Origin of the sequence: Eubacterium sp. 3_1_31 (genome assembly GCF_964249515.1) — a bacterium.
In the GTDB taxonomy this organism is placed as follows: Bacteria; Bacillota_I; Bacilli_A; order Erysipelotrichales; family Erysipelotrichaceae; genus Longicatena; species Longicatena caecimuris.
Window position 1 is genome coordinate 70,464 of sequence record NZ_CAXUBY010000012.1, and the last position, 6,949, is coordinate 77,412.

At 37.4% G+C, this 6,949-nt stretch carries 10 protein-coding genes; 3 read left to right on the forward strand and 7 right to left on the reverse strand.

All coding sequences use genetic code 11. The features are described 5' to 3' along the window. Positions 1 to 17: 17 nt before the first annotated feature. The 5 genes from ACESSZ_RS06975 to ACESSZ_RS06995 all read right to left on the reverse strand — a co-directional run bounded on the left by ACESSZ_RS06975 (position 18) and on the right by ACESSZ_RS06995 (position 3,461). Positions 18 to 665 (reverse strand): YfjL-like protein, encoded by a 648-nt coding sequence (locus ACESSZ_RS06975; protein ID WP_008689123.1) that lies wholly within the window; start codon positions 663 to 665, stop codon positions 18 to 20. Continuing rightward, positions 662 to 1,153, reverse strand: coding sequence for a zf-HC2 domain-containing protein (locus ACESSZ_RS06980; RefSeq protein WP_008689124.1), 492 nt, complete (start codon positions 1,151 to 1,153; stop codon positions 662 to 664). Before ACESSZ_RS06980 ends, ACESSZ_RS06975 begins: the two co-directional genes overlap by 4 nt. Beyond that, positions 1,143 to 1,631 carry an RNA polymerase sigma factor gene (locus ACESSZ_RS06985; protein WP_008689125.1) on the reverse strand — a complete coding sequence of 163 codons (489 nt, stop codon included), beginning with the start codon at positions 1,629 to 1,631 and terminating at the stop codon, positions 1,143 to 1,145. The genes ACESSZ_RS06980 and ACESSZ_RS06985 overlap by 11 nt, the downstream gene beginning before the upstream one ends. Positions 1,632 to 1,818: 187 nt before the next feature. Continuing rightward, entirely contained in the window at positions 1,819 to 3,093 is a 1,275-nt protein-coding gene (locus ACESSZ_RS06990; RefSeq protein ID WP_008689126.1) for a glucose-6-phosphate isomerase, read from the reverse strand. 14 nt (positions 3,094 to 3,107) lie between these two features. Further along, positions 3,108 to 3,461, reverse strand: coding sequence for a CvfD/Ygs/GSP13 family RNA-binding post-transcriptional regulator (locus tag ACESSZ_RS06995; RefSeq protein WP_008689127.1), 354 nt, complete (start codon positions 3,459 to 3,461; stop codon positions 3,108 to 3,110). A gap of 197 nt (positions 3,462 to 3,658) precedes the next feature. On the opposite strand from ACESSZ_RS06995, the gene ACESSZ_RS07000 reads away from it, so the two are divergent. Both ACESSZ_RS07000 and ACESSZ_RS07005 read left to right on the forward strand, forming a co-directional pair. Then, positions 3,659 to 4,117 carry a divergent PAP2 family protein gene (locus ACESSZ_RS07000; RefSeq protein WP_008689128.1) on the forward strand — a complete coding sequence of 153 codons (459 nt, stop codon included), beginning with the start codon at positions 3,659 to 3,661 and terminating at the stop codon, positions 4,115 to 4,117. Positions 4,118 to 4,132: 15 nt separating this feature from the next. Continuing rightward, positions 4,133 to 4,369 carry a NifU family protein gene (locus ACESSZ_RS07005; protein ID WP_008689129.1) on the forward strand — a complete coding sequence of 79 codons (237 nt, stop codon included), beginning with the start codon at positions 4,133 to 4,135 and terminating at the stop codon, positions 4,367 to 4,369. A 170-nt stretch (positions 4,370 to 4,539) separates the two neighbouring features. Here ACESSZ_RS07005 and ACESSZ_RS07010 read toward each other — a convergent pair whose 3' ends face one another. Next, entirely contained in the window at positions 4,540 to 5,235 is a 696-nt protein-coding gene (locus ACESSZ_RS07010; RefSeq protein ID WP_008689131.1) for a manganese catalase family protein, read from the reverse strand. 119 nt (positions 5,236 to 5,354) lie between these two features. On the opposite strand from ACESSZ_RS07010, the gene ACESSZ_RS07015 reads away from it, so the two are divergent. Then, positions 5,355 to 6,080, forward strand: coding sequence for a suppressor of fused domain protein (locus tag ACESSZ_RS07015; protein ID WP_008689133.1), 726 nt, complete (start codon positions 5,355 to 5,357; stop codon positions 6,078 to 6,080). Between the two features lie 145 nt (positions 6,081 to 6,225). On the opposite strand, the gene ACESSZ_RS07020 is transcribed toward ACESSZ_RS07015, so the two are convergent. After that, positions 6,226 to 6,864, reverse strand: a complete 639-nt coding sequence (locus ACESSZ_RS07020; protein WP_008689134.1) for a lactate utilization protein — start codon at positions 6,862 to 6,864, stop codon at positions 6,226 to 6,228. Positions 6,865 to 6,949 lie beyond the last annotated feature (85 nt).

The following is a 6,949-nucleotide window of genomic DNA, read 5'->3' on the forward strand; positions in this document are numbered from 1 at the left end:
TATAGCTCCTTTTTACCCTATGGTTTGTTGACATACACGATTTCCACTTCCACAACATGAACACCGAGTTTTTCATACGCTTGTTTGCATTGTTTCTGTATCTTTTTCGTTTGATACTTTTTTTGCGCTGCTTCTGATTTCACATAAATACGTAAAGTGATTGGCTGTGTTTTCACAATGGTCTCCGTCGGTGTATCATTCGCTATCTTCGCATATGGGAATACCTTTTCTTTATCTTCATCTTTGATCTGTAATAGGATATAATCTAGATCTTGCTTTTCCACAAGCGCAAAAACCGGCTGCTCAAATCTTTCTTCATTTAAAAATGCTGCTACCCGATTTTGCATATTGCCTTTTTCTAAGACCATCCAATCATAATCATCTTGAATACCTATATCACCTCGATAAGATAATCGAAAGTCTTTATCTATACTGTTTGCCACATCTATTTTCATAACATATGAACCGGATTTAAAATTATAGGATACCTCATAATCTGCAATATCTAATTCTGTATGATGTGTTTTTAAATATTCTTTCATATGTCTGGTTGCTATTTCTTTTGCGATAAAATTACCATTAAAGCTATTATAAAGCAGTAACAAAAAGATGACTCCGGCTGTTGCGATGATGAATGCAATCACTTTTAACACTTTCTTTTTCATGAGTTTTCCCTCCTTAAGGCATACGCATAACCAGCATAAATAAGAATGCCAATACTCATAAAAAACCAATATATTAGCGTATAAGGCAGCAAGGCTTCTTGATAGGATGCATCTATCATTTCTAATAATAGATGCATGATGGGAATCATTAGATATAATAGGAAGACATAGCGTTTCAATAGCCAATACCCCAAGGCGCCGATTATTGGCAATAGCAGAAAATTATGAAACTGGTATTGTGTTGCTGAGAAAGAACAAGCGAAAAGGATCATCAAACAAATTACACCCACCATCATGATACGCAAACGTTTTACTAATTTCTTTTTAATTGCTTGGGAATTGACGGTAATGTTTTCCTGCGCCAACAGCTTTTTACATTCTTCACAATGGCGGCAATGCTCTTGTACAAAGACTATGCTTGCCTCACTGGCTACATCATCTTTGACTAACGGTAGCAGATCTTGTACGATTTGACATTCATCTTTCATGATATCCCTCCTCACTTAATTTTTGACGCAAATATAGACGATTACGATAATCAATCACTCGCACAGAGTTTTCATTTAACTGTAAAAATGCTGCGATTTCCACATAGGAATACCCCTCTTGTTTCATTTTAAATATTTCTCTTGCTCGTAGAGGCTGTGTCTGCATCCATTCCATCAATTGCTCCATCAGCGCTTCATAGTCATGTTGCCTATCTTTATCGGCAACAACAAAACCATCTTGCAAGACATCATAGTGCACTTCTTTTTTACGTTTTCGTAATTCTTTGAATGTCACATGCCTGGCAATCGAAAATAACCATGTTTTCAGACTTGCCTTTCCTTTGAAAGTCGGCAAGGATAGGATCATCTGGTAAAACGTTTCCGATGTCAGATCTTCACTTAAACTGGCATCATGACACAAGGAGTAAATATAGATATAGACATCCTTGTGATATGCTTCATACAGTTCTTCTATCATCTATGTTTTCCTCCTTCCACCTATATGTACCGCAACCTAATAAAAACGTTACAAACTTTATAATTTAGTATAGCATAGTATCAGCATGGAATATGATTTCTGTGCTTTAACTTTACGTATTACTTTCATTTAAATCCTAAAAAAAGTGCCTGCTACAGCACTTTTTTAGGATTTATTATTTGCTTTTTTAGTTCTTACCTAATAAACGGAACATATTCTTCTTATAAACTTCTACACCTGGCTGATTGAATGGATTGATATCCAACATATAACAAGTCATAGCGCAAGCACGGAAGAAGAAATAGCACATATAACCAAAGCTTTCCGCACTCATATCAGGCATCGTAATAATCAGATTTGGTACATTTCCAGTTACTTCATGCGCTTCTAAAGTACCTTTTGCTGCCATCTTATTTACCCAATCAACCGATTTACCTGCTAAGTAATTCATGCCATCCGCATTGTCAGGATCACTTGGGAAAGTGATATCCAACGTTGGTTTTTCTACTAACAACAAGGTTTCGTACAGTACTTTTTTACCTTCTTGGATAAATTGACCTAAAGAATGCAAATCGGTAGAGAAGTTTGCACTTGTTGGTAAGTTTCCTTTTTCTTCCTTACCTTCACTTTCACCAAACAGCTGCTTCCACCATTCCGCAACCATGGTCATTTGTGATTCATAGCTTACCAGCATTTCCACATTTTTGCCCTGATTCTCTAAAATGCGACGGCAGACTGCATATGCATAAGCATCATTCTTAGCCAGATCAGGATCCGCCATATCTTCATATGCCTTCTGTAAACCAGTCATGATGGCATCAATATCGATACCGGCTACAGCGATTGGGAATAAACCTACCGGTGTGATAACAGAAAAGCGTCCACCGATATCATCTGGAATTACAAAAGTTTCATAGCCTTCTTTATCAGCGATTGCCTTCAATGTTCCCCGTGCTTTATCGGTTGTCGCAACAATTCTTTCACGTGCACCGTCTTTTCCATATTTATCTTCCATGAACTGTTTCAGTAAACGGAAAGCCAATGCTGTTTCCGTCGTTGTTCCGGATTTAGAAATAACGTTTACACAAACTTCCTTATCTTTTATATAATTCAGGACCTGTGCGATATACGTACTGGAGAATGTATTTCCCATAAAGATAATTTCTGGTTTTTTATCAGCATACAAGCCATTGATCATTTCAATAGCAGCACGTGCTCCCAGATAAGAACCACCAATACCACAAACAATACAAACATCACATTTCTCACGGATTTTTTGGGCAACCTTCTTCATACGGTCAAACTCTTCTTTATCATAGGTATGCGGCCATTCTACCCAACCTACAAAGTCATTCCCTTTACCGGTACGCTTCATCAGCTGTTCGTGATATTTATTAACGACTTCCTGATAGCTTTTTACGTCTTCTTTTAAAAATGCATGCGTAGTGTCTAATTTCATCATATGCTTTTTCTCCTTTATCTGTTTGCATCCTCAATCCATGAATCCAGCTTTTCTGCCAAGGATGTGAATCCTATTTCCATCTTTGGCAATTCATGAATGATCTTGCGTTTGCGCATAGAACGAGCTTTCTTTGCCTCTACAGCTTTTAAAGACAGTTTGAAGTGGGTGCCATCTTCATCAATATCAAGAATTTTCACTTTTACCCGCTGATTAATTTTCACATACGTATGCACATCACGGACAAAGCGTTCACTGATTTCGGAAATATGAATCAGTCCATTATGACAATTATCTAAATAGACGAATGCCCCATAAGGCTTGATGCCGGTAATCACCCCTTCAACGACTTCACCAACCATATAATGCATCTACTCACCTCATTTCGCTCGTGTTAATTATAGCACGTTCTTTTCTAAAATTAACAGTCCTTTCCATATGTTTTATATGACATTACATCATAGGAAGAGAAATTGCTGGCAAAAAGCAGACAACTATCAATAATTTTGGTTTTTGTGCTATAATAATGAAGACGAGAACTTTTTCTCTTTAATGAGGTGATACTTGCATGAGTTCCATATATCCCCTGCTGGCAGCTTTATTTGCCAATGTATTGGCGCAGGTCTTAAAACCTGTTGTCCTTTATTTGCGTACACAGAAAGTAGATATTCATCAATGTATTGCATGCGGAGGATTTCCCAGCTCTCATAGTTCCACGGTCACTGCATTGACGATGGCAATTGGATTGAGTGAAGGCTTTGATTCCACCTATTTTGCGATTACATGTGTATTCAGTTTCATTGTTATTTATGATGCTGCAAATGTACGTTATTATGCAGGGCGAAACATACAGCTGACCAAACAGCTTATATCAGATTTGGAAGGTATGAAGGGTCTGAAATTAAATGATCCGATTTATCATGAAAAAATCAAAAGTGTTTTAGGACATAAATTTGTTGAAATTATCGGCGGCATGATCTTAGGCTTTTTCGTATCTTTACTTATGTATCAGCTGCTGCATTTATAGAAAGTAGGTGAATGTATGATTAATAAAGAAGATGAAATACGCAATGTTATTGAAAAAATTCGTCCTTACATTCAGCGCGATGGTGGCGATGTAGAATATGTTTCTTTCACGGATGGCATCGTTCGTGTACGTTTGTTAGGAGCCTGTGTTGGCTGCATGTCCATCGGTGATACCTTAAAGGATGGCATTGAGGCAATTATCATGGATGAGATTGCCGGTGTCAGTGAAGTACGTTTAGCAGATGAAGAATAAAAGGGCTTAGGCCCTTTTTCTTTATTATCAGATGGATGAGCAAGCACCTGAATCATCGAAAAGAAAAGCATCCGTATTCAGTAAATCTTTAAACTTTTCGATAAACATCTTCATTCCTATAGAAAAAGCATGATGAAGTTGGGAATACTTCACCATGCCAAGTGTTTTCACTAGTTCTTTTTCGCAGTCGTTTTTCCTTTTTTGGCGTTTGCCATTTCTACCGGTTTAGGATCTGGGTCATCAAAATAACGTCCTGGCTTCGATAAGTCAAAATACAAACGACTATCTTCACTCATACCGAAGTTACGGTTACTGCCATCATCCGTAATCTTATTCAACGCCTCACAGAACAATGCATTATGCGCTTCTTCACGCTCAAGTAAAAACATGATTGTTTCCTTTACATACTTATCGTCAATCTGGCGATATAAGTATTCATAAACGACTTTGGCACGCTGCTCACTGGCAATATCCGCTAATAAATCAGCTGCTAAATCGCCAGTCACGGTAACATAATCAGCTGTCCATGGATTTCCACTTGAGTTAACTAAAGCCGGATTTAAACCAAAGGTTACCATTGTTTCTAATTCACCATTTTCAACCTTTTTGTAATCAACATCACCGCCGTTTAATAAATTAATCGTTTCTGCCACCATTTCCATATGGCTTAATTCTTCCGTACCGATATCTAAGAATAAATCTTTAAAAACAGGATCTTTTGCACGAAAGCTCTGAGATAAATACTGTAAAGCTGCTTTTAATTCACCATTGTTTCCACCTAACTGCTCCTGCATTAGTACTGCATATTGCGGATTTGGACGTTCTACTTTTACTGGATGCAATAACTTTTTCTTATGTTCAAACATATCATCACTCCTTTTTCATCTTTAGTATGGGTATGTTGAAACGCCTTATTCGTATTTTTTATAAAAAACAAAAGTATGCAAAGCCACTTGTGGTAAAATAAAAACAGGGAGGGATCCTTATGCGTATTTTTCATAAACCGAAAAAGAAAATTGTCCATGCACATGGTAAGGAAAAGATTGTAGCAGGAATGCGATTTGAGGATTATCGAAAAGCATTAGCTGATGAAGATTTTGCGCCGGGTTGGGAAGTGATTGAGGATAGTTTTGCCAAATGTTATCCTAATCAAAAGCCAAAACATTACGCAACTACATTAACATCTCGTGCATTATTTGGAGGAAATGAATATTTGGATGGCTATAGTATTTATACTTCACCAAAAGGATATCAACATATTGTTACCTATGGCATGACCAATCTATATGGCGATGAACAGGCATTTGGACAAACATATAGTCGCTGGGGCTATGAAATGACCATGAAGCTGCAAGAACATAGCAGTGAAGATTGTGTATGGGCTTGTAATATGTTGGGAAATCTTGCCCGTTATACCTATACGACAAAGCGCTTTTTTGAAGAAAATCAATATGTGCTTGGTAATCAAGAACCAATCAAGCGAGGCTCTGATAGTAAGATCACATCGCTACTTATCATAAAAGACAATGAGATTCCTGAAGTAGAAAGCGTTCATGGACTTGTCACTTATTTACAATTAGTCGGCATTTTATGGGAAGAGGCTTGTGCAATTAGAGAAGATCCATCAAAAATTCCTATTCTTTTAGAAAACATGCGGAAAGATAATCCGAATGGTGTTACGGATCTTGAAAGAGTAAACGCTTACTTATAACAAGAGAAGCTTAGCTCACACTCTTTGCAATAGTATTGCTAAACACCTTATCTATTGCATAAAATAGCATAAGAAAAGAGATGATAGAAAGCTTATGAGATAATACTTTACGCTTTTTTCCTCATCTCTTTTTTCGTGATCGTTTTTAATACCCATATGCTTCCGCAATCAAAATTACGCGGATACGATCTTCCTTATCATAGTTGATCTTAACATAACTGCTGCATATGCGATCTTTACTGTAACAATCCTGACAGCTTCCTGTCTTGCTGCAAGGTGTCTGCTTATGCAAGCGTACACTATTGGCTGGAGCAGCAATTTCACGGATACGTTTCTTTGCCGCCTCTTCATCTTCGACAATCTTATTATACCCGGCTACGATAATGACTTGCTTCGGTCCAAAAATCATAGCACTGACCCGGTTTCCATGACCATCGATATTCACCAATTCTCCTTGCAAAGTTACCGCATTGGTACTGGCGATAAAGGTATCTGCTGAAAATGCTTTACGTGCCTCTGCATCACTTTGTTCCCGTGTCATCGTAGGATCACTGTGTGAATGAAACACAAGATCACGATGATTTAGCATATCCAAAATACCGGTTTCTTGTAATGTCATCGTCCCACCATCACATACTGTTTCATGATCTTTGATCATCGCATTCACTAATTCTCTGGCAGCCTGTGCATCTTCCACAAGATACGCTTTCATACCATTCTTCTCTAATGCCTTTTTACAGGCTTCCATTTTAATTTTGATAATTTCCTTTACATTTGCATCCATCTTTACATCTTGTATTATTTAATTACCCAAGAAACAGGTAATTAAATAATATCTTCCTTTCTTGGGAATTCATTAAGCTATATAA

Excerpts from the sequence above, each read along its gene's own strand:
- ACESSZ_RS07010 (WP_008689131.1), bottom strand. The coding sequence starts at position 5,235 with ATGTTTGAACATAAGAAAAAGTTATTGCATCCAGTAAAAGTAGAACGT.
- ACESSZ_RS06990 (WP_008689126.1), bottom strand. The coding sequence starts at position 3,093 with ATGATGAAATTAGACACTACGCATGCATTTTTAAAAGAAGACGTAAAA.
- ACESSZ_RS06975 (WP_008689123.1), bottom strand. The coding sequence starts at position 665 with ATGAAAAAGAAAGTGTTAAAAGTGATTGCATTCATCATCGCAACAGCC.
- ACESSZ_RS07005 (WP_008689129.1), top strand. The coding sequence starts at position 4,133 with ATGATTAATAAAGAAGATGAAATACGCAATGTTATTGAAAAAATTCGT.
- ACESSZ_RS06985 (WP_008689125.1), bottom strand. The coding sequence starts at position 1,631 with ATGATAGAAGAACTGTATGAAGCATATCACAAGGATGTCTATATCTAT.
- ACESSZ_RS07020 (WP_008689134.1), bottom strand. The coding sequence starts at position 6,864 with ATGGATGCAAATGTAAAGGAAATTATCAAAATTAAAATGGAAGCCTGT.
- ACESSZ_RS07015 (WP_008689133.1), top strand. The coding sequence starts at position 5,355 with ATGCGTATTTTTCATAAACCGAAAAAGAAAATTGTCCATGCACATGGT.
- ACESSZ_RS06995 (WP_008689127.1), bottom strand. The coding sequence starts at position 3,461 with ATGCATTATATGGTTGGTGAAGTCGTTGAAGGGGTGATTACCGGCATC.
- ACESSZ_RS07000 (WP_008689128.1), top strand. The coding sequence starts at position 3,659 with ATGAGTTCCATATATCCCCTGCTGGCAGCTTTATTTGCCAATGTATTG.
- ACESSZ_RS06980 (WP_008689124.1), bottom strand. The coding sequence starts at position 1,153 with ATGAAAGATGAATGTCAAATCGTACAAGATCTGCTACCGTTAGTCAAA.